Origin of the sequence: Luteimonas abyssi (genome assembly GCF_001482195.1) — a bacterium.
GTDB classification, from domain to species: Bacteria; Pseudomonadota; Gammaproteobacteria; order Xanthomonadales; family Xanthomonadaceae; genus Luteimonas; species Luteimonas abyssi.
Genome location: NZ_KQ759763.1, coordinates 3723352 through 3748380, shown reverse-complemented (window position 1 = coordinate 3748380; position 25029 = coordinate 3723352). Strand labels below are relative to the sequence as shown.

Here is a 25029-nt window from a genome sequence, read left to right as displayed (position 1 = left end):
GATCAACGATCGTGGGCCAGACGCACGCCGGCGAACTGCCAGCGCGCATCGGGCGGAAAGAAGGTGCGGTAGGTCGCACGGATGTGCCCGCGTGCGGTGGCGCAACTGCCGCCGCGCAACACCCACTGGCCGACCATGAACTTGCCGTTGTACTCGCCGATGCTGCCCGACCACGGCGCGTAGCCGGGCCAGGGACCGTACGCGCTGGACGTCCACTCCCAGACATCGCCGAACAGCTGCACCGGCATGCCGGTCGCCGATGCGCCGTCCGACTGCGTGGCATCGGCCTGTGGCTCCAGCACGTCGTCGTCGGCGAAGTGGCCGTGCGGCGGACCGAGCGCCGCGGCGGCGCGCTCCCACTCGAACTCGGTGGGCAGGCGCGCGCCGGCCCAGCGCGCGAATGCCTCGGCCTCGTAGTAGCTCAGATGACAGACCGGCGCGGCCGGATCCAGAGGCCGCCGGCCGCCCAGGGTGTGCGCGTGCACGAGATCCTCATGCCAGTACAGCGGCCGCGTCCATCCCTGCGCCTGCACCGTGGCCCAGCCGTCGCTCAGCCAGTGCGCAGCCTCGCGATAGCCGCCGTCCTCGACGAACCCGCGGTACTCGCCATTCGACACGGGACGCGCGGCCAGCGCGTGCGCCGGCACCAGCACGCGGTGACGGGGGGATTCGTTGTCGTAGGCGAACCCGTCTTCGCCCGGCCACGGCGGCGCGCCGATGTCGACGATGGCCTCGTCGACGTCGATCCAGGACTGCGGGTGGATCCGTCCGTGCGGATGCGGAAGGTCGTCGCGATACGCGGGCTGCAGCGGGTTGCACCAGAACGCGTGCTTGATATCGGTCAGCAGCAGTTCCTGGTGTTGCTGCTCGTGCTGCAACGCGAGCAGCAGATGGCGGCGCGCCGCATCGTCCAGATCGTCGGCGGCGAAACGCGCCTGGATGCGGGTGTCGATCTCATGCCGGTAGTCGCGCACCGCCTCCAGCGACGGCCGCGACAGCTGTCCGCGCCGGGGCCGCGCATGCATGGGACCGACGCTCTGGTAGTAGCTGTTGAGCAGCACATCCCACTCGGGCGCGAAGGGCGCGTATCCCGGCCGTCGCGCCAGTACGAAACGCTCCAGGAACCAGGTGGTGTGCGCGAGGTGCCACTTGGCGGGACTCGCGTCGGCCATGCTCTGGACCATCGCGTCCTCGGCCGACAACGGTGCGGCCAGCGCCAGGCTGCGTCCGCGCACGTGCGCATACAGACGACGCAGGTCGTCAGAATCGGGGGTGGCGTGCGGGACCGCGTGCATCGTGCAAGGCTGCATTCGCCCAGGTGACCGCGGCGTCACGGCAACGCGTGCAGGATGGGGCTCGGCCCGGCGCCATCGCGGGCGCTTCGACGCCCGGCGCTGCTGCGGACGAAGCGGATCTTCACCGCGGCGGGGGGCATCCATGGCCACGTTGCGGATCCTGCACACCACCACGTACCGCTACCGGGCCCCGGTCCTGCTGCACCCGCATCGCCTGTTGCTGCGCCCGCGGGAGAGCCCCGACCTTCGCCTGAGATCGATGTCGATCGATGTCTCGCCCCGGGCCACGCTCGGCTGGTCGCTGGACGTCGCCGGCAACGCCACGGCGACGGCGCGGTTCGAGCACCCGACCGATCACCTTGTCATCCGTGGCGCCTCGACGCTGACGCTCGCCGCGGCGGCCTGGCCGGTGTTCGACATCGCCGTCCGTGCGATGCGCTACCCGTTCCGCTACGACGACGAGGAGCGGCTGGACCTGGGCGCGCTCGCGGTGCCGCAGCCTCCCGACGCCGACGGCGACCTGTCGCGATGGGCACGGACGTTCGTGCGCGGCACGGCGATCGACACCCTCTCGCTGCTGCAGGACCTCAACGCGGGCGTCCACGGCGCGATCGCCTACGAACCGCGCCAGGACGAGGGCACGCAACGCCCGCTGGCGACGCTGGCGCGCGGCCGGGGCTCGTGCCGCGACCTCGCCGTCCTGTTCGTCGAGTCGGTCCGGACGCTCGGGCTCGCGGCCCGGATCGTGTCCGGCTATCTGCACGACCCGGGCGCGCCGGCGGACGGGACGGCCGGCACCGTCGGCGCCGGGTCCACCCATGCCTGGGCCGAGGTGTATCTGCCGGACGCCGGGTGGATCGCCTTCGATCCCACGAACCGCAGGATGGGGGGCGCGCACCTGGTGCCGGTGGCGGTCGGCCGCGACATCGCGCAGGTGATGCCCGTGTCCGGCAGCTACGCGGGGCCGGCCGACGCGTTCACGACGATGGAGGTCGTGGTGGACGTCCGTGCCGTCGCGGACTAGCGGCGGCCGGGCCGCGCGGCGTTCACGCCGGCCCGTCGGGCGCGTCGCCCTGTGCGTCGAGATAGAACCAGTGCGCGCCTTCGCGCACGAAGCGGCTGTGTTCGCGCATCCGCACCGCGCTGCCGCCGCCGACCCGGTACCGGGCCACGAACGCGACCCGTGCGCGGTCGGCATCGTCGGCCCGGTGCGAGAGGATTTTCAGGCCGAGCCAGGTGGGACGAGGATCGTCACCGCCTTCGATCGCCGTCGGGCGCGTATCGGGGTGCCAGCTGCGCAGCAGGTACTCGTGGTCTTCGCGCACGTAGGCGCTGTAGCGCGAACGCATCAGCGCTTCCGCATCGACGGCGGGCGCCCCCGCATGCAGCGGACCGCAGCACGCGGCGTACGCGCGCCCCGTGCCGCAGGGGCAGATCGCGGCGCCCATCAGCGCGCGCCGCGGGTCTCGATGAAGCGCAGGAACTCGGCGCGGGTGCGCGCATCGTCGCGGAACGCACCCAGCATGGTCGAGGTCACCATGCTCACCCCGCGCTTGTGCACGCCACGGGTGGTCATGCATTCGTGCGCGCCTTCCACCACCACGCCCACGCCCTGCGGACCCAGCGCGCGCTGGATGCAGCCGGCGATCTGCGCGGTCATCTTTTCCTGCACCTGGAAGCGCTTGGCGTAGGCGTCCACCACGCGCGCCAGCTTGCTGATGCCCACGACCTTGCCCGCAGGCAGATAACCGACGTGCACGCGGCCGATGATCGGCGCCATGTGGTGCTCGCAGTGGCTTTCGTACTCGATGTCGCGCAGCACGATCATCTCGTCGTAGCCCTCGACCTCCTCGAAGGTCCGCGCGAGGTACTCGTCGGGATCGAGCGCATAACCGCTGAACCACTCGCGATAGGCCTTGGCCACCCGCTTGGGCGTGTCCAGCAGGCCTTCGCGCTCCGGATCGTCGCCGGCCCAGCGCAGCAGGACGCGCACGGCGTCCTCGGCCTGATCCTGGGTCACGGGGGACGGCGCCGCGTCCGGGGTCTTGGGCTGGCTCATGGGGGTCGATCCATGCATCGCATTCGGGCCGACCATGGTACCGCCCGGATCGAACGCGCCGCATCGTGGATCGGCGATTCGTCCAGACAACCGGGCGTTCCGGCGACCGACGGGGTCCGCGGGCACGCCACCTGCGCGGCCGGGCCTGCGTCGCCGGCCGCGGCGCGCTCGCTCAGGAGAACCGGCGGGTATTCGCGCGTCGTACCTGCGTATCCGCGAACACATGGCGCACCGCGCCCCGGGCCTCGGGCCAGGACAGACGGGAGCCGTCCCGGGCCGCCTCCCAGCCAGCTTCGAGGCGGGACTCGATCGGTTCGAACGTGGCGTCGGGCGGCCCTTTCGCGGTCGCCTCCATGGCGTAGCGATAGGCCGGGGCGTAATCCGCCCAGGTGCGACCGCTGGAGTAGTACGGCGTATCGCGATAGGTGCGCCGGTAGTACTCGTACGGTGATTCGTCCGCTCGGGGCTGGCCGGCCATGGCCGCGGCGGAGGCGGGCGATGCGACGGCGGCGTCGGGCTTGTCCATGTCGGGTGTCGGCGGTCGGCGCCGGGGGGAGGGGTCGGCTGCGACACTAGACGCGGACGGGGTCGGCAAACGGTGAATTCCACGGCTGAATGGACCACGGCGATGCGCACCGTTCAGACGCCCACCGGGATCGGGGCGAAACCCGCGTCCTGGCGCTGCCGAGGTCCCGGGCGGCGGCGGATGCCCGCCCCGCCCGGACCCTGGCGTCGACGCCTTACCGCTGCCCGAAGGCAACCCGCTCGGGCAACTGCTGCGGCCAGCCCCCGGCGAAGCTGCGATAGACCGCTACCGCGCCGTTGACGCTGCGCGCGCGCGCCTGCGCGAACGCGTCCTCGGCCTGCAGGCGGGTGCGTTCGGCGTCCAGCACCTCGAGCAGATCGGCCGCGCCGGCGTCGAAGCGGATCCGCGCCAGCTCCGCAGCGCGCGCGCTGTCCTGCGCCGCACGGCCGAGATGCTCGTCTTCGGTGCGCGCCCGGCCGTAGCGGAGCAGCGCGTTGCCGGCATCCTCGAGCGCCAGCAGCACCGTGCGCCGGTAGTCGGCCAGCGCCTCGTCAGCACCGGCCTCGCTGGCCGCGATCCGCGCCCGGACCCGGCCGATGTCCAGGAACGACCAGTCGATCCCCAGGGCCACGAAGCGGGTCTCGCTGTCGCGCTCGAACAAGGCGCTGCTGTCGATCGCCTGACTGCCGATCAGACCCGACAGGGTGAAGCGCGGGAACAGGTCGGCCGTGGCCACGCCGATACGCGCGGTCGCACCGTGCAACCGGTGCTCGGCGGCCAGCACGTCCGGGCGCCTGCGCAGCAGGCCGCCGGGCGAATCCGGATCGAGCCGCGGCGGCAGCGCCGGCAACGGATGCGCGACCGACAGATCCGGCACCATCGTGTCCGGGACCTGGCCGGTCAACACGCCCAGCCGGTGCATCGCCACGCCCGCCTGCGCATCCAATGCGGGCACCAGGGCGCGCGTGCTCTCGAGCTGCGCGCGGGCGCGGGCGACGTCGAACTCGCTGCCGCGCCCGGCGTCCACCCGGGCCTGCACCAGCGACAGGGTTTCGGCCTGGTTGTCGACATTGCCCTGCGCCACCCGCAAACGCTCCTGCAGGCCACGCAGTTCCACGTAGGTCGAGACCACCTCGCCGACGATCGCCACCTGCAACGCCTGCAGGTCGGCCGCCTGGGCGGCCGCACCTGCGCGCCCGGACTCGACGTTGCGGCGCACGCGACCGAAGACATCCAGTTCCCAGGATGCCGCGACGCCGGCGCTGTAGCTGTCGGCGTCGCGCGCCGCGCGCGGCGTGCCCGGCAGCGCGTCGGCAGCCGAGCGTGTCGAGGCGGCCTCGCCCTGCACGGTGATCGTGGGCAGGAAATCGAAGCGCGCCCCGCGCAGCAACGCATTGGCCTGGTCGTAGCGCGCCAGCGCGGCCTGCAGGTCGTGATTGTGGGCGAGCGCGTCGGCCACCAGACCGTCGAGCAGCGGATCGTCGAAGGCGCTCCAGAACGCCGCGTCCGACGCCAGCGTCTCCGTGCCGGCGACGTCGGCGGTGGCCGGGCCGGGGTCGCGGAACGTGTCGGCCAGCGCCGGCGGCGCCGGACGGACGTGATCGGGGCCGACCGCGCACGCGGACAGCAGTGCGGCGGCGAGCACGCCCATGACCGGGGTGCGCAATGCCCGCGCACCCCGGGACGGGATGGGCGGCAGGACCGTCGGGACGGGCGTCGGGATCACCATGGCAGCACCTCGTCGAAGTAGCGGAAACTGCCGTTCGGCGCGTCGTCGCCGGCCAGCGCCAGGGCCACGCTGGTTTTCGCGCCGTCGGCGATCTCCAGCTCACCCTCGCCAGCGTTCATGTCGGTCTTCACGTAACCGGGGTGGATGGTGTTGACGCGGATAGCGGTGTCACGCAGCTCGTAGGCCAGATGTACCGTCCACGCGTTCACCGCGCTCTTGGAGACATCGTAGGCGGGTAGCTTGATGTCGTAGATCGGCGAGCCGGGCTGTGTGTGCAGGGCCACCGAGCCGAGCAGGCTGGACACGTTGACGATGCGGCCGGCCGCCGACTTGCGCAGCAGCGGCAGGAACGCCTGGGTCACCGCGACCAGGCCGAAGACGTTGGTCTCGAAGGTCTTGCGCCAGGTGTCGAGCGTCTGTTGCGACGGCGACAGGCTCCGGTCGTCGAGCCCGATACCGGCATTGTTGACCAGGATATCGAGCCGCCCGTGGCGGGCTTCGACCTGAGCGACGGCGGCGGCGATCGTGTCGGCATCGGTGACGTCCAGCGCGATGGACTCCACCGGCAAGCCGTCGGCCTGCAGGGCCAGCGCGGCCTCGACGGCGCGACCCTGGTCGCGACCGGCCAACAGGGTGTGCACGCCGGCCTCGGCCAGCTGCCGCACAGTGTGCAGGCCGATGCCGCGGGTGGCGCCGGTGACCAAAGCGATGCGGGAAGAAGCGTTCATTCTGATGTCCTTGTGCGGGAGGAAAGGAGAGAAGGAGCGGCGCAGGCTCAGGCCTGCGTCGCGGGTCGGGGGGCCTCGCCGACGGCGGAGTGAGGGGCCTCGCCGCGGGTCACCAGCTTGCGCAGGGCGACGTAGAACACCGGGGTCAGGAACAGGCCGAACAGGGTCACGCCGACCATGCCGGCGAACACGGTGATACCGGTCACCGCACGCACCTCGCTGCCCGCGCCGGACGACAGCATCAGCGGCACTACGCCGGCACAGAACGCGATCGAGGTCATGATGATCGGGCGCAGACGCAGGCGGCAGGCTTCCAGCGCCGCGTCGACGATGCCGCGGCCCTGCTGTTCGAGCTCGCGGGCGAACTCGACGATCAGGATCGCGTTCTTGCACGCCAGTCCCATCAGTACGACCAGACCGACCTGCACGAAGACGTTGTTGTCGCCGCCGGTCATCCACACGCCGAACATCGCCGACAGCAGACACATGGGCACGATCAGGATCACCGCCAGCGGCAGCGACCAGCTCTCGTACAGCGCCGCCAGCACCAGGAACGCCAGCAGTGCCGCGAGCGGGAACACGATGTAGGCCGCATTGCCCTGGGTGGACTGCTGATAGCTCAGATCGGTCCAGGTCAGCTCCATCCCGTCGGGCAGCACCTGGTCGGCGATGCCCTGCACGGCCTGCATCGCCTGGGTCGACGACAGCACCCGCGGATCGGACTCGCCGGCCAGATCGGCCGCCGGGTAGGCGTTGTAGCGCAGCACCGGATCCGGCCCGAAGGTCTCGCGCACGTTCACCATCGACGCGATCGGCACCATCTCGCCGGCCTCGTTGCGGGTGCGCAACCGGCCGATGTCCTCGACGTCGCCGCGGAACTGGCCGTCGGCCTGGGCGATCACCTGCCAGGTGCGGCCGAACTGGGTGAAGTCGTTGACGTAGGTCGAGCCCAGATAGGTCTGCAGGGTGTCGAACAGCTCGGTCAGCGGCACGCCCTGCGCCTTCGCCCGCTCGCGGTCGATCTCGGCGTCGAGCTGCGGCACGTTGGCCTGATAGCTGGTGATCGGGAAGCTCAGCCCCGGCGTTTGCGCGATGGTGCCCGACAGCGCGTTCACCGCATCCTGCAACGCGCCGAACCCGTGGTTGCCGCGATCCTCGATGAACAGCTGATAGCCCGAACCGTTGCCCAGGCCCAGGATCGGCGGCGGCATCATCGAGAACGCGAAGCCCTCCTGCAGCCCGGCGATCTTCTGGTTGATCTCAGCATTGATGGCTTCGGCGCTGCGGGCACGCGCCGACGACGGTTCGAGGATGATGAACGACAGGCCGGTGTTCGGCGTATTGGTGAACTGCAGCGCGTTGAGACCGGGGAACGAGATCGCATGGGCCACGCCCTCGGTTTCGGACGCGAGGTCGGTCACCTTGCGCAGCATCTCGTCGGTCCGGGAGATCGACGCACCTTCGGGCAGCTTGACGCCGGCGATCAGGTACAGCTTGTCCTGCACCGGGATGAAGCCGGGCGGGACCAGCTTGAACATGGTGCCGGTGGCGACCAGCAGGATCGCGTACACCACGAACGCCGCACCGCGGCGACCCAGCACGCGGCCGATGGTGCGCTGATAGCGCTCCGAACTTGCGCCGAAGAACCGGTTGAATGCGGCGAAGAAACGACCGAACACCCGGTCGATGCCTCGCGACAACGCATCCTTGGGCGCGTCGTGCGGCTTCAGCAGGCGCGCCGCGAGGGCGGGCGAGAGGGTCAACGAGTTCAGGCCCGAGATCGCCACCGAGATCGCGATGGCGACGGCGAACTGCTTGTAGAACTGGCCGGTCACGCCATCCAGGAACGCCATCGGGATGAACACCGCGCACAGCACCGTGGTGATCGCGATGATCGGCCCGGACACTTCCTTCATCGCCAGATGCGCGGCCTCCAGAGGTTGCGCCCCGTTCTCGATGTGGCGCTCGACGTTCTCGACCACCACGATCGCATCGTCGACCACGATGCCGATCGCCAGGACCAGGCCGAACAAGGTCAACGTATTGATGGAGAAGCCGAGCAGGTTGAGCACCGCGAAGGTGCCGACGATCGACACCGGCACCGCCAGCAGCGGAATGATCGAGGCGCGCCAGGTCTGCAGGAACACGATCACCACCAGCACCACCAGCAGCACGGCCTCGAGCAGGGTGGTGACCACCGAGCCGATCGAGTCGCGCACGAAGATCGTGGTGTCGTAGACGGCCTCGTACTGCACGCCTTCCGGGAACCGCGCCGACAGTCCATCCATCGTCGCGATCACTTCGTCGCGGATCTGCAGCGCGTTGGCGCCCGGCGCCTGGAACACGCCGATGCCCACCGCGTTCTGCCCGTCGAGCTGGGCGCGCAAGGTGTAATCCCCGGCACCGAGCTCCAGCCGGGCCACGTCGGAGAGGCGTACGAGCTCGCCGTCGTCGCCGGTCTTGAGCACGATGTCGCCGAACTCGTCGGTCGTGCGCAGCCGGCCCTGGGCGTTGATGAGGGTCAGGAACTGGCTGTCGGGAATGGGCTCGGCACCGAGCTGTCCGGCCGAGACCTGCACGTTCTGTTCGCGCATCGCACGGATGACGTCGCTCGCGGTCATGTCCATCGACGCGATGCGGTCGGGATCGAGCCAGGCGCGCATCGCATAGTCGCCGCCACCGAAGATCTGCGCCTCGCCGACGCCGGTGATCCGGGCGATCTGGTCGCGTACATGCAGGCGGGCGTAGTTGCGCAGGTACAGCGTGTCGTACTCGCCGCCGGGCGAGGTCAGATGCACCACCATCAGGAACGTCGGCGACTGCTTCTGCACGGTCACGCCTTGCCGTCGCACGTCCTCGGGCAACCGGGCCTCGGCCTGCGCCACCCGGTTCTGCACCTTGACCGCGGCTTCGTCGGGATCGGTCCCCGGGCGGAAGGTCACGGTCATCTGCAGCACGCCGTCGGAGCCGCTGACCGACTTCATGTACATCATGTCCTCGACGCCGTTGATGGCCTCTTCGAGCGGCGTCGCGACGGTCTCGCCGATGACCTGCGGATTGGCGCCGGGATAGACGGTGCGCACCACCACCGAAGGCGGCACCACCTCGGGGTACTCGCTGATCGGCAGCGATGGCATCGCGATCAGGCCGGACACGAAGATGATGATCGACAGCACCGCGGCGAAGATCGGCCGGTCGATGAAGAATTTTGAGAAGTCCATCGGAGGTTCCTTCTGCGACGCGCGCGTCGCGATGGAGAGCGAAAAGGTCCCGCCCGGCGGCACGAAGCGCGTCGGGAGAGGGAGACCGCCCCGGGGAAGACGGCCGTGACCGCGCAGGCGGCCGGGCGGGGAAAACACGTCGTCGCACCCGCTCCTGGCGGGCGCGACGTGGATCGGTTACTCGGCCTGGGCGAGTTGCGGCGACGGCGGCGGATCGCCCATGGCGATCTCGGTCGGCCGCACCGGCATGCCCGGCATGAACACCTTCTGCACGCCGTGCACGATCACCCGGTCGCCGGCGGCCAGGCCGTCCTCCACCAGACGCAGGCCATCCACGCGGCGGCCGGTGACGATGTCGCGGCGCTGCGCGGTGTCGCCCTCGCCCAGCACGTAGACGAACTTGCGGTCCTGATCGGTGATGACCGCACGGTCGTCGATCAGCACCGCCTCGGCGCGGGCGCCACCGGCCAGCTGCAGGCGGGCGAACAGGCCGGGAGTGAACGTGCGATCGGCGTTGTCCACCACCGCGCGGGCACGGATGGTGCCGGTGCGCGGATCGATGCGGTTGTCGATGAAGTCGACCACGCCGGTGTGCGGGAAGCCGTCGTCGTTGGACAACCCCACGCGCACCTCGTTGCCGCCGTTTTCGCGACTGCCGTTGCGGGCCAGCGCCTGGTAGTGCAGGAAGCGCTGCTCGTCGGTCTCGAAGTACACGTGCACCGGATTGATCGAGACCACCGTGGTCAGCGCGGTCGCGTCGGCCTGGGCGAGGTTGCCGGCGGTGACCAGCGCGCGCCCGGCGCGGCCGTTGATCGGCGAACGCACTTCGGTGAACTGCAGGTCCAGGCGCGCGGTGGCCACCGCCGCCTGGGCGGCACTGACCTCGGCCTCGGCCTGGGCGGCGCCGGCATCGCGGGATTCGAACTCCTCACGCGAGATCGCGTTGACCGCCAGCAGTTCCTCGGCGCGCCGGTTCTGCGACGTGGCCAGCTGGGCCTGACTCCGCGCCTGCGCGAGCTGCGCCTCGGCACGCGCCAGGGCCGCCCGGTACGGACGCGGGTCGATCACGAACAGCAGGTCGCCCTTGGCGACCTCGTCGCCTTCCTCGAACGCGACGCGATCGACGTAGCCGCTCACGCGCGGGCGCAGTTCGACGGTTTCCGGCGACACCACGCGACCGGTGTATTCGTCCCATTCGACGACGCGCTGCGGCTGCACCTGGGCGACGCTCACCTCCGGCGGCGGCATCTCGCCCGGCTGGGCCTGGCTGCTGCAGGCGGCCAGCACGAGGCTGGCCAGGACGGTCAGGGCCGGCAGCGCGATGCGGCGCGACAGGGTTCTAGGCGTGGAAGACAGAGGGGTGTTCATGACGTGGGATTCCTGGAAAAGACGGGGGACGCGAGCAGGCGGTCGACGACGTCCTTGGCGTCGACGACCGGAAGGGGGGCGCAGCGTGCGGCCTCGACCTTGGTCGAGGTCAATGACCTCGGCGGCGGCCATGCGACCACGCAGCGTTCGGTGGCTGGTGGCGCCTCGAGCAGGGACAGCGCGCGCCGTCCCGCCGCGCGGGCCTGCGGCCACGGCATGTCCAGGCTCGAACACGGCCCCGGGCCACGCTCGGAGGCCTGGACCGACAGCAGATGCACCTGCAGCCCGGCCTGGCGCGCCTCCTCGTGGAGCACGCGCGCGAGCATGCGCAGGGCCGCGGCCGCGATGGAGCGATGGCCGTAACCGGCCCAGGGGTAATCGGCACCGGGCCCGCCCACGAGCACATAGCCGCTGCGCCGTTGCCGGGTGAGCAGCGGGAACAGATGGCGCGCCGCGGCCAGGTGCGGCAGCAGCTCCTCGTCGAGCGTGCGCCTGAGCACCTCGGCCGGCTGGTCGAGCAGGCGCCCGCAGGCGCTCTCCCCGCCGATGGCGGCCACCACCCCGTCCAGGCGGTGGCCGCCGGCATCGATACGGCGTGCCAGCGCCGCGGCGTTGTCCTCGTTGGCCAGCGCCGTCTCGAACACGTCCAGGCAACCGTCGCCCGCGCGCGTCTGCAGCGCTTCGACGGCGTCGGCGGATTCGGCGACCGCCAGCACCGGCCGACCGCTCTCCAGCGCGGCATCGACGATGCCCAAGCCGAGCGGGCCGCCAGCCCCGAGAACGAGAACCGAACTCATTGTCCCTCCTCCGGGATTATCCCTCCCGTGGTCCGATCCAATCGGCCGCAGGTCGGCCCCGGGACGCCATGCACGGACCGCCCGGCGGGGGCGGGACGCGTGCCCACGCTGTCGTCGGCCACGCCCCGACGTCCTCGTCCAAGCCGTTGAATGAGCTGGGAAAGGGGCGGAATCTCCAGGGGCACGAACGCCCCGCGCTGGGCGCGGCGGGCGTTCGTGCGGGGCATCGGGCGACGCGGCATGATCGGCTCCTCGTGAGCGATGGCGGCCACCTTACGCCGCAGCGCAGCACTTGATTAGCCGTGGATGAAGGGAATAATTGTCCCCACATCGGTCCAATCTCTCGCCGCCTTCACAGGACACCCCCATGGCCCACGATCTGAACGACACGCTCGTCTTCGTCAAAGTGGTCGAGCACGGCAGCTTCATCGCCGCGGCGCGCGCGCTGCGGCTGCCCAAGACCACCGTCAGCCGCAAGGTCCAGGAACTGGAAACGCGCCTGGGCGCGCAGTTGCTCCATCGCACCACCCGCCGGCTCGGCCTCACCGAGGCCGGCAACGTCTACTTCGAACACAGCCAGCGCATCTCGCGCGATCTCACCGAGGCCGAAAGCGCGGTCAGCCAGTTGCAGGCCGGCCCGCGTGGGTGGCTGCGCTTCACCGCGCCGTACTCGATCGGCATCGACAAGATCGCGCCGCTGCTGGGCGAGTTCCATGCCCGCCATCCGGAAGTCCGGGTGGAGATGCTGCTGGCCAACGAATCGCTGGATCTGATCGGCGGCGAGATCGACGTCGCGCTGCGCTTCGGCAAGTTGCCCGACTCCAACCTCATCGCGCGCCCGCTGGGCTCGCTGCGCATCCAGGTGTTCGCCGGCACCGCGTATCTCGAACGCCATGGCGAACCGCTGCATCCCGACGACCTGCAGCATCACCGGGTGCTGGCGATGACCAAGAACCGGCACGGCAACCAGTACCAGTGGACGCTCGACGACGGCAACGGCGCGCGCGACTTCCCGATCAATCCGGTTCTGGTGGCCAACGATCCGGCTGCCCTCAAGGGCGCGCTGGTGTGCGGCGAAGGCCTGATCATGGCCGCCGACGTCATGGTCAAGCCGGCCGTCGAACACGGCCTGGTCAAGCGCGTGCTGGCGGGCTGGACGGGCGGCGAGTACCAGCTCAACGCCGTGTTCCCGCGCGGCCACGTGCAATCGCCCAAGGTCCGCGCATTCGTGGATTTCCTGCTGGAACGGCTGAATCTGGAGATCGACTACATGTCGCTGCACTGCCCGCTCGCGGCACGTTGCGAGACCGAGACCGAGACCGAGGCCGAGCAGGGCACCGGGGCCGACGGTGCGCGGCGCGACGAGGCGGAGTTGGAACAGGCCGGGCGGCGCATCCTGGAGACGGTGGCCACGGACTGAAGGCCGCTGGGAGACCGCGCGCGGGGCGACGTGCCCGGCGCGCGGCGCCGGCGCGGAATCGAGTCGACCGCCTGACCTGTTCGAAGCGACCGCGGGCTTCGCGGGCTTGGGAAGGGGCGCCTCGCGCGACACCGTTTCGCGCTGGCGGGAACGCCGGTGCAATGCGGATGGACGGCCGCCCGGGCCGGCATGACATGCGGCATGGGTCGCCAGGGCCCATCCGCGGCAGAATGGCGTCTTGACCCCCCGAGGAGAGCATTCCGTGCGTCCCGTCTTCGCCTGCAGCACCCTGGCCCTCGCATTGGCCCTGGCGGCGTGCTCGCCGCAGCCCAACACCAGCACCGACACCAACGCCGGCAACGGCACCACCGAGCAGGCGGAGAACGAATCCGCGCGCCTCAACGCCTGGTTCGAGACCAAGTACGAGGAGCTGTTGCAGTTCAGCCCGCTGCAGCTGACCTTCCTCGGCCGCAAGGATCTCAACGACCGGCTCGACGACGCCTCCGAGGCCGCCCAGCGCCAGCGCCTGGAATGGCTGTCGCGCTCGGTGCAGGAGATGGAGTCCACCTTCGACTACGACGCCCTCGACGACGAGGCCAAGCTGTCGTGGGATCTGTGGAAGCGCCAGTACGAGAGCGCGCGCGCAGGCGAGCCTTTCATCGCCAACGCGTACCTGTTCGACCAGATGAACGGCATGCACAGCATGCTGCCGACCTTCCTGATCAACTTCCACAAGGTCGAGAACGAGCAGGACTACCAGGCCTACATCGCACGCCTGAACGCCGCGCCGACCATGCTCGACCAGCTCGTCGAGCGCGCCCGTGGCGCCGCCGGCCAGGGCATCCGCCCGCCGCGCTTCGCCTTCGAAGGCGTGATCGACCAGTCGCGCAAGGTGATCTCGGGTGCGCCGTTCGACGACGGCGAGGCCAGCGCGCTGTGGGCCGACCTGCAGGCCAAGGCCGATGCGCTGGTGGAAAGCGGCGAGATCGACGCCGAACGCGCCGACGCGCTGAAGGAGGAGGCACGCACCGCGCTGATCGACCAGGTCGCGCCCGCCTACGAGCGCCTGATCGCCTGGAGCGAGGAAGAGCTGCCCAATGCACTGGAGAATCCGGCCGGCGTCGGCACCACCCAGGCCAACGGTGCGGATTACTACGCCTACCAGTTGCGCGAGAACACCACCACCGACATGAGCGCCGACGAGGTCCATCAGCTGGGCCTGGACGAAGTCGTGCGCCTGCGCGGCGAAATGGAAGCGCTCAAGGACCGGGTCGGCTTCGACGGCGACCTGCAGGCATTCTTCGCCTTCATCGGCAGCGACCCGCAGTTCAAGTTCCCCGATACCGACGAGGGTCGCCAGGCCTACATCGACGAGGCCACGCGCCTGATCGACAACATCCGCGAGCACCTGCCGGAGTATTTCGGCCTGCTGCCCAAGGCCGAGCTCGTGGTGCGCCGGGTGGAGCCGTTCCGCGAACAGCCCGGCGCCGCCCAGCACTACTTCCCGGGCACCCCGGACGGCTCGCGTCCCGGCATCTACTACGCGCACCTGTCGGACATGAACGCGATGCCCAAGCCGGAGCTCGAGGTGATCGCGTACCACGAAGGCCTGCCGGGCCATCACATGCAGATCTCGATCGCGCAGGAACTCGAGGGCGTGCCGACCTTCCGCACCCAGGCGTTCACCACCGCCTACACCGAAGGCTGGGGCCTGTACTCCGAGTGGCTGGCCACCGAGATCCCCGGCACCTACGAGGATCCGTATTCCGAGTACGGCCGGCTGACTTCGGAAATGTGGCGCGCGATCCGCCTGGTGGTCGACACCGGCCTGCACGCCAAGGGCTGGACCGAGCAGCAGGCGATCGACTACTTCCGCGAGAACGCCTCGGTGCCGCCGGCGGCGATCCAGTCCGAAGTGCGTCGCTACCTGATCATGCCGGGCCAGGCCACGGCCTATAAGGTCGGCATGATCCGGATGCAGGAGTTGCGTCGGAAGGCCGAGGCCGCGCTGGGCGACGACTTCGACATCCGCGGCTTCCACGACACCATCCTGGGCGGCGGCGCGATGCCGCTCGACCTGCTGGAGCGTCGCGTGGACCAGTGGATCGCGCAGCAGCAGGCAGGCTGACGCGACGCTGGCCTCGATCCGGCGGGATGCCTCTGCATCCCGCCGTGCCGCAACGAGCCGGCACCGGATGACACGGTGCCCGCGCCGGGCGTGGGCACCCCCGTACGACAGCGCGCCGTACGCTGCCGGGTCGCCGGGTTCAGCGCACCGGGGTTCAGGACGCCCTGTTTCAGAGCGCCGGGTTCAAGTCACCGGCGCAAGGCCGGCATCCTCGGCAACCGGCGCATCGGCGGCCGGCGCGAACGCCAGCAGATCGCGCAACTGCCGCACCTCGTCGCTCGGGCTGCGGCCGAACAGCCGCTTGAATTCGCGGCTGAACTGCGACGGGCTTTCGTAGCCGACCCGGCCCGCCGCGGCAGCCGCGGTCAGGCCTTCGCGGATCATCAGCACGCGCGCCTGGTGCAGGCGGATGGCCTTGATGTACTGGATCGGCGTGGTCGTGGTCACCGCCTTGAAGCGGGCATGGAAGGCCGGCACGCTCATGCCTGCCTCGTGCGCGAGCGTGGCCACGTCGAACCCGTAGGCGTAGTCGGCGTGGATGCGGCGCAACACGCCGGCCAGACGCGCGAAATCGCCACCCGGGCGCAAGGCCGCGCGCAGGCCGTCGCCCTGCTCGCCGATCAGCACCCGATACATGATCTCGCGCACGATGCCCGGGCCGAGCACGCGCGCCTCCACCGGCGATTCCAGCGCCTCGACCAGACGCAGCACCGCATCTTCGAGGGGTTCGTCGAGGCGGGTGGCGAACATCGTCGTCGGCGCCACGTGGCCGCCGCCCGGTCGCATCGCCGGATCGAGCTCCAGCAGCAGCTCGGCGACCGTACCCGGATCGACCCGCAGGCTCAGACCCAGCAGCGGCGTCTGCGCGCTCGCTTCGGTCTGGACTTCGAACGGCAACGGCACCGACAGCACCAGATAGTGGCGCGCGTCGTAGACGAACTGCGTGCCGCCGTGGACACCGCGCTTCCGACCCTGGACGAGGATCACGACCGACGGCTCGTACAGCGCCTTGGCGGCTGTCGCGGAACGGTCCGCACGCAGGAGGGTGACGCCCTCCAGCGCGGTGCCGGTGATGCCCTGCTGGCGGGCCTGGCGTTTGATCGATGCGATCGTGCGCGCCTGCCGCGTCGACACGATCCGGGCGAGGTCGGAACTCATGGGGGAATGCCAACGCTGCGGGCGGGCCGGACATGAAACCACAGGCCGGACGGTGTCGCGTGCCCGGGGGTGCCGGCCGGTGCCCGCGAACGGCACGTCGGGTCACGCACCCTGCGTCTGGTGGCATCCACGGCCGGGGGGGCGGCCCTCACGCCGCATCGCGGAACGCGCGGACGTGCTCGATCAGCGCGCGCAGCTTCCGCGGCTGGTTGTGACGACTGGGGAAATACAGGAAGAAGCCCGGGAACGGCGGCAGATAATCGCCCAGCAGCGCGACCAGCTCGCCGCGATCGAGCCAGGGACGGAAGGTGTCCTCGATCCCGAAGGTGATGCCGCCGCCGGCCAGCGCGGTGCGGATCATCAGCAGCATGTCGTTGGTGGTGACCTGCGGTTCGACCTGCACGTCGAACGGCTGCCCGCTCTCCACGAACTCCCAGCGATGCGGCGCGACCTCCGGCGCCGCGCGCCAGCCGATGCAGCGGTGAGCCACCAGGTCGCGCGGGTGGACCGGTACCCCGTGGCGTGCCACGTAGTCCGGTGCGGCCACCACCACCTCGCGTTGCGGGCCGGTCAGCGCCACCGCGATCATGTCCTGCTCGATCACCTCGCCCAGGCGCACACCGGCGTCGAAACCCGCACCGACGATGTCGAATTCGGCATCCGTCACGGTCACGTCCACGGTGATCCCGGGGTACGCGTCCGCGAAGGTCGCGATCAGCGGTCCCGACAGGAACTGCTCGGCGATCGAGGTGACCGCGACGCGCAACACGCCGCGCGGCGGACCGTCGTCGGCCACCTCGTCCAGCGCCTCGGCCACGGCCGACAAGGGTTCGGCGATGCGCCGGTGCAGGCGCTCGCCCGCCTCGGTCAGGCGCACATGACGCGTGGAGCGTTGGACCAGGGCGATGCCGAGTCCGTCTTCGAGCCGGCGCATCGCCTGGCTGACGGCCGAACGGGTCACGCCCAGGCGGTCGGCCGCGACGCGAAAGTTGTCGCTTCGTGCGACCGCCAGAAACACCCGCAACAGGTTGAGATCGGTCTCCATGGTTAGCAACCCTAACCAATGCAGTTAGTGATGCGCCAGTTCTCTCGACGCCCGCCGGTCACTAGCTTGGACGGCACAGGGTCGCCGGCCCTGTCACGCCACGCATCCCACCCATTCCGAAGGAGACGCCCGTGCATCCCCCACCGCCCCCGCGGTTCCGCCGTCCCCGGCCCGCCAGCCCCCGGCTGGGCCTCCCCCTCGCGGCCGCCTTCGCCGCCGCGTCCCTGCCCACCTTCGCGCAGAACGAGCACACCGCCATGTCCGCATCGCACCCCTACGTCGGCATGTGGGTCACCGACGACGGCCACGTCCGCCACGAACTGCTCGCCCCCGACGTGAACGGCGTGGGCCGCTACGACGAAGCCCGCGGCCGGCGCCAGAGCGCCTACCAGGGCCGCTACACGATCACCGGCCACCACATCGACTACGTGGACGACACCGGGTTCACCGCCGACGGCGAGTTCGTCGACGACGTGCTCTACCACGGCGGCATGGTGCTGCGGCGCGAGACCCCGCGCGCCGGCACCGAGTGACCCCGAGCGCCCTTCCCCCATCCGTGTCCACACCATCAGGAGTTCCCTCATGAGCACCCCTCACGACACCATCCGCGACAAGGTCGTCCTCATCACCGGCGCCAGCAGCGGCATCGGCGAAGCCACCGCGAAAACCCTCGCCGCGCGCGGCGCGCGCGTCGTGCTCGGCGCCCGTCGGCTCGACCGGCTCGAAGGCCTCGTCGAGGCCATCACCGCAGCCGGCGGCACCGCCCATGCGCGCGCGCTCGACGTGACCCGCCGCGACGATGTCCAGGCGTTCGCCGACTTCGCGCTGGCGCAACACGGGCGTATCGATGTGATCGTCAACAACGCGGGCGTCATGCCGCTCTCGCCGATGGCCGCGCTGAAGGTCGACGAATGGGACCGCATGGTCGACGTCAACATCAAAGGCGTGCTGTACGGCATCGCCGCAGTCCTGCCGACCATGCAGGCGCAGGGCAGCGGCCACATCATCAGCGTGTCGTCCATCGGCGGGCTGTACGTCATGCCCACCGCCGCCGTCTACTGCGCGACCAAGTTCGCGGTGCGCGCCATCTCCGATGGCCTGCGCCAGGAGAACGACACGCTGCGTGTGACCTGCGTGTATCCGGGCGTCGTGGAGTCCGAGCTCGCCGACACCATCACCGACGAAGGCAGCGCCGAGGCGATGCGCACGTTCCGCAAGGTCGCCCTGAAGCCGGAGGCGATCGGCAACGCCATCGCCCATGCCATCGGCCAGCCGGCCGATGTCGACACCACCGACATCGTGGTCCGCCCCGTGGCCAGCCCGGCCTGAGCCGCCCGCGCCCCGGCCCGACGCGCCGGGGCGCCGGCCGGAGTCGCCGTCGTCACCGGTGCCGCTAGCGCACCGGGCAGGCGACGGTCGAACTGCTGCATCACCGCGGCGACGGCGACACCCTCGACCTGGGCAAATGCATGGTGAAGGGGCGCGCCGATGGACTGAGCCGCCGCAGGCCTTGGCCCGAATGGCCGGGACCGACCGCCTTCGGGGCGGACCGCGCCGCCTCGATGCATCAATTTATCTATTCACTCAGCAACGATATCGATTGCTCAGATGCCAAAAAAATCCCGTTATAATTGGATATCTTGCACATTCACCGTTTGACTATCCATTCAATTATCTATTCAATCTGGGCATGCGAGACGCCCGCCTGCCCGCGCTGCAGAGCCTGCTACGCCGCGAAGGCGCGTTGACCGCCAGGGCGATCGGCACGGCCCTGGGCATCAGCCAGCCGACGGTCTCGCGCCTGGTGGCGGCCGCCGGCGACGATATCGTCCGCATCGGCCGCGCGCGCGCCACGTGCTATGCCTGGGCACGTCGCGTAGGACGCGCCGGCACCCGCTGGCCGGTGTACCGCATCGGCCCGGACGCGAAGGCGCAGCCGCTCGGCGAACTCACCGCGCTCGGCGACGGCGGCCACCGTTTCGAGCCTGCCGTGGCGGGCGCGATGTGGTGCCGCCCGCCGTTCGACGACGGCGTGTTCCCGGGCCTGCCGTGGTTCCTGGACGACCAGCGCCCGCAGGGCTTCCTCGGGCGCGCATTCGCGCGCCGGGTCGGCGAACGCATCGGCGCGCCTGCGGACCTGAGCCGTTGGCAGACCGACGACATCCTGCTCGCCCTGCTGCACCACGGCGACGACTCGCCCGGCGATCTCGTGCTCGGCGAGACCGCCCTGCAGCGGGCGCTGCAGGGCACGCTGCACCCCGCGGACGTGATCGCGCCCGACGCCCGCGCCGCGGCCTATCCCGCGCGCGCGGACGCCGCGCTCCGCGGCGAAGACGTCGGCTCCTCGGCCGGCGGCGAGCAGCCCAAGTTCGTCGCCATCCTGCGCCTCGCCGACGGCGGCCACGACGAGGCGATCGTGAAGTTCAGCGACCGTGCCGCGCCCGGCGCCGCGAGCCGCTGGGCCGACCTGCTGCGCTGCGAGCATCTCGCCGGCACCGTGTTGCGCCGCCAGGGCATCGCCGCCGCCGACAGCGAGCTGCTGGACGCGGACGGGCGCGTGTTCCTGCAATCGTCGCGCTTCGACCGCACCCCGATGCTCGGCCGCCGCGGCGTGGTCTCGCTGGCGGCCGTGGATGCGGCCTTCCATGGCCATGGCCGCATCGAGTGGTGGCGCTACGCGCGACAGCTCGAGGACGATGGCTGGCTGGCGGCGGACCAGGCACGCCGGTTGCGTCTGCTGGCCTGGTTCGGCGCCCTGATCGGCAACAACGACATGCACCTGGGCAACGCCGCCCTGATGCTCGCCGACGACCTGCCGCTGGCGCTCGCACCGGCCTACGACATGCTGCCCATGGCGTTCCGGCCGGCATCGAGCGGGGAGGTGGTGGACCGCGACGTGCGGCTGCCGCTGCCGCCGCCCGAGCACGCCGCCGACTGGCACGAGGCAGCGACGTGGGCCGCCGACTTCTGGGCACGCGCGACAGACGAGGACACCCTGTCCGCACCCTTTCGCGACATCGCCGCGCACATGCGGGCGCAGCTGTCGCAGGCCAGGACACGCGTCGCCTGAGCACGTCCATGTGCGCCGGGCCCGCGCACGCGGGCGCGGCGCCTCGGGCGCGCCGGGCTCAATCCAGCGTCGCCAGCACCGCCGCGGCGAAGGCGGCGATGTCGAACCGATTGCCCGCGTGATCCTCGCCGCGGCGCACGATCACCACCCCGCGCGACGGCACCACCACCACGTACTGGCCGCGGTTGCCGAACGCGGCGAATGCGTCGACCGGCACCCCGGGCGAGCGCTGCAACAGCCACAGTGTGGCGCCGTAGCCGAACGCGCCGTCGGGCTGCGGACCGGAGGCGGTGGTCGCCCGGCGTACCCAGCCGTCCGGCAGCAGGCGCTCGCCTTCGAACACGCCGTCGTCGCGCAGCAACATGCCGAAGCGGGCGAGATCGCGTGCGGTCGACCAGACCTGGCTCGACAGCACGTAACCGCCCTGCCAGTCGGTTTCGGCGAAGGTGCGGGTCATGCCCAGCGGCCAGAACAGGTCGGTGTAGGGCCGCGCCAGCGCGCGCGCCTCGTCGTCACGACTTGCGCGCAGGGCGTGCACGGCCAGCACGCTGTCGTTGTTGGCATAGCGGAAGCGCGTGCCGGGCGTGGCCGACAGCGGCCAGCCGGCCGCCGCCTCGGCCACGGTAATGCCGCCGAAGTACAGCGCGTCGGTGCGGTTGCCGGCGGTGTCGCTGTGCAGGCCGCTGCTCATGCGCAGCAGGTGCTCGGTGGTGATCGCCGCACGCGGGTCGCCGGGCCGCTGCCACTCCGGCACCGGCGCGGGCTGCGCGGGGTCGAACCCGTCCACCGCCTCCGCCGTGCCGACCAGCGCACCGGCCAGGCTCTTGGCGACCGACCAGGTCCGCTGCGCCACGTGCGGACCGAAGCCGTCGGCATAGCGCTCGGCGACGATGCGCCCGCCCTGCACCACCACCACGCCGGTGGTCGCATGGCCGTCGCCGTAGGCGTCGCCCGAGAACGCCGCACCGACGGCCGCGTCCAGCGCGCCGGGATCCCCGGCGGCGGCGCCGTGCGCATCGCGATCGCCGCGCGGCCAGTCGCGCGCGTCGAGCGCGGGCGCCTGCGCGTCGAAACGCGGCAGCGTCGCGATCGCGTCCGCCGTGGCGCCGATCGGCAACTGCGCGCAGCCCAGGTTCGGTCGCCATGCGGCGATGCGCGGCGGCAGCCCGGTGTCGAAAGCGACGGACACGGTGTGCGCCTGCGGATCGATGTCGGCCTGCAGCGCGTGCACCTGGTCCTCGTACTCGGGGTAGATCCCACGCAACTCCACCGCGTCCACCTGCTCCGGCGTGCGCCCGGCGTTGAAATGCGCGCTGCACAACGTCAACGCCTTGTAGCCGGCGGCGATGGCGCGCGCATGCGCCTCGCCCTCCGCGCCGGTCTGTGCGGCGGCGACGGCGGACACGGCGAGCAGCAGGGGCGCGAGATACGTTGCGGGGCGCATGGACGATCCGGAAGCGGCAGGACGCCCAGTGTAGCGACGGGCCACTTCGGACCGAGGCCTCCCCCCTGCCCTCCGAAACGCCCCATGACGGCCGAGGGACGGGCGCCGCCGACGGGGTCGATGTCCTCCGCGCCCGCCGCGGACGCTGACGGCTGCTTGAACGCCGGGCGGCCACCTCGGGTCGACCCCAGGTCTCGCGCCCGGGCGACGTTGCTATGGTCGAGGCCGCATCCATGCATCCGCGACGACCGTGACCGGCACGAGGAGAACGACATGACCGATGGACCTTCCGGCGCGTCCGGCGCCTCCGGATCGGGCGGCGCGGACGGCGGACCTTCGGCCGCCGACAACGCGGCCGCCGATGCCGCCACCAGCGCGCTCGACGCGACCGGCAAGGCCGCCGCCGAGGCGAACCGCGCGGCCGAAACCGCCACCGAAGCCGCGAAGGCCGGCAACGCTTGCGCTGCGGAGGCCGCGGTCGCCCAGGCGGAGATCGCGGCGGAGGCGGCCCAGCGCGCAGCCCAGGACCTGGCCGACGTCGCCGCGGAGAATCCCGAGAGCACCTATGCCGACGCCTTGTCGGGACTTGCCGACATGGCGGCCGAGGAAGCGGCCCAGGCCGCACAGGCCGCCGCCGATGCACGTGCCGCCGTGGAACAGGCGCGCGCGGATGGCGGGACGATCGGCTGTGTGTCGGAAGCCACGCCGGCCGCCACGCAGGGGCTGGCACTGGGCACCTTGGCCCAGTTGAGCGGCATCTGGAGCTGATCCGCGCCGAACTGATCCGCGCCGAGGTGATCCAGGCTGCAGGCCGACCCGACCTGGAGTGGATCGATCCACGCTAGGTCGATCCAACGCGCCCGCCGCCCCGCGGGCCCGGCGCCGGCACACCATCCGGTGCCTGCTGGCAGCCCTCAGGGTGCCGCTTCGGGCGCACTCAGGTTCTTGCCGTAGATGCCCGAACGGTCGAAGCAACACACGCGCCGCTTCCCCGACCGCAGCATGTCGGGCGTGCCGGCGATGCGGCGTTCGCGCGTTTCCGGCTTCTTCGCCGACACGATCCACTGGATCCAGTCGCGCCGCGCCACCGTGGTGAGTCCGGTCCAGCGTGCCTGCGCCTCGGCATCGGCACCGAGCGCCTTGCGCAAGTCCGGCGGGAGCCGGGGCTCGGGCTCCTTCGCCACCGGGGCCATCGTCAGCGACACCGTCGCGCCGACCTCGGCTCCGGCGGCCTCGCGCAGCGCCTTGCCGACCTTCAGCCAATGGCCGCCGCGCCCGTCCGGCTCCAGCGTGGCCTGGAAGGCATGGCCGTCGAGGGTGGCGTCGACCGTGACCTGACTGCGCGACGGCAGTAAGCCGCTGGCGCCATCCGGCAGCACCAGGAACGTCCAGGCGGCGCCCTTCGGCTGCGCGGGGCGCAGCAGGCGGGCCGTGAAGCGGATCGGATCGCCACGAACGCTCATGCCGCACAACATAGCAGGACGCGCTCCGCGGCTGCGCCACCCGATGGTCATGGCAGCCGTACGGATGCCCGACCGGTGCGCGGTCGGTCCCCCGGGTCGTGTGTCCCACCTGCGATGATGTGCGCATGACCGCGTCCTCCCCACCCGCCGCCCCCACCGCCGTCGGCCCTGCCGATGCCTCACCACCAGGCCCGGTCTTCGCCGACCTCGCGCTCGCCCCGCACCTGCTGCAGGGCGTGGACGCGCTCGGCTATACCGCGATGACGCCGATCCAGGCCCGCGCCCTGCCCGAGATCCTGGCCGGACGCGACGTGATCGCGCAGGCGCCCACCGGCAGCGGCAAGACCGCGGCCTTCGGGCTGGGCGTCCTGCACCGGCTCGATCCGGCGCTCGTCGAAACCCAGGCGCTGGTGCTGTGCCCGACGCGGGAGCTCGCCGACCAGGTCGGCAAGCAGCTGCGGCGCCTCGCGCTCGGCATCCCGAACCTGAAGATCTCGGTGTTGTGCGGCGGCATTCCCCTCGGCCCGCAGCTGGCTTCGCTCGCCCACGCGCCGCATGTGGTGGTCGGCACCCCGGGACGCATCCAGGAGTTGACCAAGAAGCGCGCCCTGCACCTGCGCCACGTGCGCACGCTGGTCCTGGACGAGGCCGACCGCATGCTCGACATGGGCTTCGAGGAGGCCATCCGCGACATCGTCAAGCGCATTCCGCCCGAGCGTCAGGGGCTGCTGTTCTCGGCCACGTTCCCCGATCCGATCCGTACGCTCGGCACGGCGATGCTGCGCGACGCCGTCGAGGTCCGGACCGACGACGGGGAAACCGCGCCCGCGATCGAGCAGTTCTTCGTCGAAGTGGAACCGGCGCGACGTACCCCGACCCTGGCCGCACTGCTGCTGCAGCACCGGCCGGCGTCCACCGTGGTGTTCTGCAACACCCGCGCCGAGGTCAACGAAGTGGCCGCCTCGCTCGTGCACTACGGCTTCGGCGCACTCGCGCTGCACGGCGACATGGAACAACGCGACCGCGACGAAGTGCTGCTGCGCTTCGCGAACCGCAGCTGCAACGTGCTGGTCGCCAGCGACGTGGCGGCACGCGGGCTCGATGTCGAGGACCTGGCCGCGGTGGTCAACCTCGAGCTGCCGCACGACGCCGACACCTATGTCCACCGCATCGGCCGCACCGGTCGCGCAGGCCGCAGCGGCCTCGCGCTGAGCCTGGTCTCGCCGCGGGAACTGCCGCGTGCGACCGGCATCGAAACCCACACCGGCACGCCGCTGCGCTGGCTGCGGGCGCCCGCGATGCCGGCCCGCGCGAACGTACCCGCGGCGCCGATGGTCACCCTGCGCATCGACGCCGGTCGCAGCGACAAGCTGCGGCCGGGCGACATCGTCGGCGCCCTGACCGGCGAGGCCGGCCTGCAGAAGGAGGCGATCGGCAAGATCGATGTCTTCGCCACCCGCAGCTACGTGGCCGTCGATCGCGCCCAGGCCGGGCGCACCGTGACGCGGCTGCGCGAGGGCAAGATCAAGGGCCGGCGGTTCCGCGTCGCCTCGTTGTAGCGCCCGCCCGCGGGAACGC

The 25029-nt window shown here is 71.0% G+C and carries 21 protein-coding genes; 8 read left to right on the top strand and 13 right to left on the bottom strand.

What is annotated here, in order from left to right:
- Nucleotides 1–2 precede the first annotated feature (2 nt).
- Complete coding sequence (egtB, locus tag RG19_RS16090) at nucleotides 3–1295, bottom strand: ergothioneine biosynthesis protein EgtB (RefSeq protein WP_082672730.1); 1293 nt, start codon at nucleotides 1293–1295, stop codon at nucleotides 3–5.
- Nucleotides 1296–1437: 142 nt separating this feature from the next.
- Between egtB and RG19_RS16085 the strand changes: the two genes are divergently transcribed.
- Entirely contained in the window at nucleotides 1438–2319 is an 882-nt protein-coding gene (locus tag RG19_RS16085; protein ID WP_058836156.1) for a transglutaminase family protein, read from the top strand.
- A 22-nt stretch (nucleotides 2320–2341) separates the two neighbouring features.
- Here the strand turns inward: RG19_RS16085 and RG19_RS16080 are convergent, their stop codons facing one another.
- From RG19_RS16080 to RG19_RS16045, 8 genes are all read right to left on the bottom strand, one after another.
- Nucleotides 2342–2743: a YchJ family protein gene (locus RG19_RS16080; protein ID WP_058836155.1), complete on the bottom strand. Its 402-nt coding sequence runs from the start codon at nucleotides 2741–2743 to the stop codon at nucleotides 2342–2344.
- Nucleotides 2743–3354, bottom strand: a complete 612-nt coding sequence (gene folE, locus RG19_RS16075; protein ID WP_058836687.1) for a GTP cyclohydrolase I FolE — start codon at nucleotides 3352–3354, stop codon at nucleotides 2743–2745. Before folE ends, RG19_RS16080 begins: the two co-directional genes overlap by 1 nt.
- 172 nt (nucleotides 3355–3526) lie before the next feature.
- Nucleotides 3527–3880 carry a hypothetical protein gene (locus tag RG19_RS16070; RefSeq protein ID WP_058836154.1) on the bottom strand — a complete coding sequence of 118 codons (354 nt, stop codon included), beginning with the start codon at nucleotides 3878–3880 and terminating at the stop codon, nucleotides 3527–3529.
- A gap of 214 nt (nucleotides 3881–4094) precedes the next feature.
- Nucleotides 4095–5609 carry an efflux transporter outer membrane subunit gene (locus RG19_RS16065; RefSeq protein WP_082672729.1) on the bottom strand — a complete coding sequence of 505 codons (1515 nt, stop codon included), beginning with the start codon at nucleotides 5607–5609 and terminating at the stop codon, nucleotides 4095–4097.
- Nucleotides 5603–6337, bottom strand: coding sequence for an SDR family oxidoreductase (locus tag RG19_RS16060; protein ID WP_058836152.1), 735 nt, complete (start codon nucleotides 6335–6337; stop codon nucleotides 5603–5605). The genes RG19_RS16065 and RG19_RS16060 overlap by 7 nt, the downstream gene beginning before the upstream one ends.
- A gap of 47 nt (nucleotides 6338–6384) precedes the next feature.
- Nucleotides 6385–9558 carry an efflux RND transporter permease subunit gene (locus tag RG19_RS16055; protein ID WP_058836151.1) on the bottom strand — a complete coding sequence of 1058 codons (3174 nt, stop codon included), beginning with the start codon at nucleotides 9556–9558 and terminating at the stop codon, nucleotides 6385–6387.
- Between the two features lie 177 nt (nucleotides 9559–9735).
- Nucleotides 9736–10926: an efflux RND transporter periplasmic adaptor subunit gene (locus RG19_RS16050; protein WP_058836150.1), complete on the bottom strand. Its 1191-nt coding sequence runs from the start codon at nucleotides 10924–10926 to the stop codon at nucleotides 9736–9738.
- Nucleotides 10923–11723 (bottom strand): SDR family NAD(P)-dependent oxidoreductase, encoded by an 801-nt coding sequence (locus tag RG19_RS16045; RefSeq protein ID WP_082672728.1) that lies wholly within the window; start codon nucleotides 11721–11723, stop codon nucleotides 10923–10925. The genes RG19_RS16050 and RG19_RS16045 overlap by 4 nt, the downstream gene beginning before the upstream one ends.
- 367 nt (nucleotides 11724–12090) lie before the next feature.
- Here RG19_RS16045 and RG19_RS16040 point away from each other — a divergent pair, with 367 nt between their 5' ends.
- On the top strand, nucleotides 12091–13143 hold the full coding sequence (locus tag RG19_RS16040; protein WP_058836148.1) for a LysR family transcriptional regulator: 1053 nt from the start codon (nucleotides 12091–12093) through the stop codon (nucleotides 13141–13143).
- Between the two features lie 262 nt (nucleotides 13144–13405).
- A complete protein-coding gene (locus tag RG19_RS16035; protein ID WP_058836147.1) occupies nucleotides 13406–15271 on the top strand; it encodes a DUF885 domain-containing protein in 1866 nt (621 codons plus the stop codon).
- A gap of 183 nt (nucleotides 15272–15454) precedes the next feature.
- Here RG19_RS16035 and RG19_RS16030 read toward each other — a convergent pair whose 3' ends face one another.
- Together RG19_RS16030 and RG19_RS16025 are read right to left on the bottom strand one after the other, a co-directional pair.
- Nucleotides 15455–16429, bottom strand: coding sequence for an AraC family transcriptional regulator (locus tag RG19_RS16030; RefSeq protein ID WP_058836146.1), 975 nt, complete (start codon nucleotides 16427–16429; stop codon nucleotides 15455–15457).
- 148 nt (nucleotides 16430–16577) lie between these two features.
- Nucleotides 16578–17474, bottom strand: coding sequence for a LysR family transcriptional regulator (locus tag RG19_RS16025; RefSeq protein ID WP_058836145.1), 897 nt, complete (start codon nucleotides 17472–17474; stop codon nucleotides 16578–16580).
- Nucleotides 17475–17659: 185 nt separating this feature from the next.
- Between RG19_RS16025 and RG19_RS16020 the strand changes: the two genes are divergently transcribed.
- The 3 genes from RG19_RS16020 (at nucleotide 17660) to yjjJ (ending at nucleotide 20544) form a co-directional block, all read left to right on the top strand.
- On the top strand, nucleotides 17660–18007 hold the full coding sequence (locus RG19_RS16020; RefSeq protein WP_425599734.1) for an Atu4866 domain-containing protein: 348 nt from the start codon (nucleotides 17660–17662) through the stop codon (nucleotides 18005–18007).
- A 49-nt stretch (nucleotides 18008–18056) separates the two neighbouring features.
- Nucleotides 18057–18803: an SDR family oxidoreductase gene (locus tag RG19_RS16015; RefSeq protein ID WP_058836144.1), complete on the top strand. Its 747-nt coding sequence runs from the start codon at nucleotides 18057–18059 to the stop codon at nucleotides 18801–18803.
- Between the two features lie 361 nt (nucleotides 18804–19164).
- A complete protein-coding gene (gene yjjJ / locus RG19_RS16010) occupies nucleotides 19165–20544 on the top strand; it encodes a type II toxin-antitoxin system HipA family toxin YjjJ (RefSeq protein WP_058836143.1) in 1380 nt (459 codons plus the stop codon).
- 58 nt (nucleotides 20545–20602) lie between these two features.
- Here the strand turns inward: yjjJ and RG19_RS16005 are convergent, their stop codons facing one another.
- Nucleotides 20603–21988: a serine hydrolase domain-containing protein gene (locus RG19_RS16005; protein WP_058836142.1), complete on the bottom strand. Its 1386-nt coding sequence runs from the start codon at nucleotides 21986–21988 to the stop codon at nucleotides 20603–20605.
- A 273-nt stretch (nucleotides 21989–22261) separates the two neighbouring features.
- On the opposite strand from RG19_RS16005, the gene RG19_RS16000 reads away from it, so the two are divergent.
- Nucleotides 22262–22756, top strand: a complete 495-nt coding sequence (locus RG19_RS16000; protein WP_058836141.1) for a hypothetical protein — start codon at nucleotides 22262–22264, stop codon at nucleotides 22754–22756.
- A 146-nt stretch (nucleotides 22757–22902) separates the two neighbouring features.
- Here the strand turns inward: RG19_RS16000 and RG19_RS15995 are convergent, their stop codons facing one another.
- Complete coding sequence (locus RG19_RS15995) at nucleotides 22903–23451, bottom strand: YdeI/OmpD-associated family protein (RefSeq protein ID WP_058836685.1); 549 nt, start codon at nucleotides 23449–23451, stop codon at nucleotides 22903–22905.
- 125 nt (nucleotides 23452–23576) lie between these two features.
- On the opposite strand from RG19_RS15995, the gene dbpA reads away from it, so the two are divergent.
- Nucleotides 23577–25010 (top strand): ATP-dependent RNA helicase DbpA, encoded by a 1434-nt coding sequence (dbpA, locus tag RG19_RS15990; RefSeq protein WP_082672727.1) that lies wholly within the window; start codon nucleotides 23577–23579, stop codon nucleotides 25008–25010.
- The last annotated feature ends 19 nt before the right edge of the window (nucleotides 25011–25029 follow it).